At 67.2% G+C, this 1,032-nt stretch carries 1 protein-coding gene; it reads left to right on the top strand.

Annotated elements, in window-relative coordinates; all coding sequences use genetic code 11:
- Window positions 1–307: 307 nt before the first annotated feature.
- Window positions 308–1,032: IS110 family transposase (locus ACWDSL_RS53530; RefSeq protein WP_450497049.1), on the top strand; the 725-nt coding region annotated here is incomplete at its 3' end.

The raw sequence follows: 1,032 nt of genomic DNA, 5'->3' as shown, positions 1-1,032 counted from the left end.
CAGGTCAGCGATTCAGCGCACCTTCGGTGCGCGCCGGGGGCGTGGTAAATGCCGTGGCGGGCGCCGGGGGTGCTTCTGTCTGCCCTGATGTGGGCTGATGACGGTCCGGGACGCTGGTGGGGTTCGTTCCGGTCGAAACCGATTGCTCTGTGATGCCTGTGAGCTCGCAGGTCAGCGTGGTGCTGGGGGCCGTCCACGGGAACCGTGGAGTGTTGCTGTGAAGCACGTGCGTCAGAATTCCTGATTCACCCTGGCCCTCCCGGAACGGCGTATCGCTTGACCGTTCGGCGCGGGAGGGAGCAAGACGGTGGACGTGCTGCACGAACGCTGCGCCGGCCTGGACATCAGCAAGAAGGACGCCAAGGTATGCGTCCGCACCCCGAGTACGAAGCGGCGGGGATCCTTCACGACCGAGACCACAACGTGGGGATCCACGGCGAACGCGATCCTGGGCCTGCGGGACCATCTGCTCGCCGCGCGGGTAACGCTGGTGGTGATCGAGGCGACCTCGGACTACTGGAAGCCGTTCTACTACGTCCTGGCCGAGGGCCTGAACGTGATCCTGGTCAACGCGCGGCAGGTCAAGAACCTGCCCGGCCGCAAGACGGATGTCTCGGATGCGGCCTGGCTGGCCCAGCTCGGCGCCCACGGCCTGGTCCGGCCCTCGTTCGTGCCGCCGGAGCCGGTCCGCGAACTTCGGGATCTCACCCGGACCCGGACGACCGCCACCCGTGAACGCGGCCGTGTGGTCCAGCGGCTGGAGAAGCTGCTGGAGGACACCGGTATCAAACTGTCCACGGTCGCCTCCGACATCATGGGCGTCTCCGGCCGGGCCATGCTCGAAGCCCTCATCCGTGGCGAAGCCGACCCGCAGGTCCTCGCGGACCTGGCCAAACGCAAGCTCCGCAACAAGATCCCCGAACTCACCGAGGCCCTGACCGGCCGATTCCGCGAGCACCACGCGTTCCTGGCCCGGCTCCATCTGGACCAGTACGACCAGCTCACGACGATGATCGACCAGCTCACCGGACG

This window comes from Streptomyces sp. NPDC000941 (assembly GCF_053599555.1).
The sequence above is the reverse complement of the archived record's forward strand: the minus strand, read 5'-3'. Positions and strand labels throughout refer to the sequence as shown.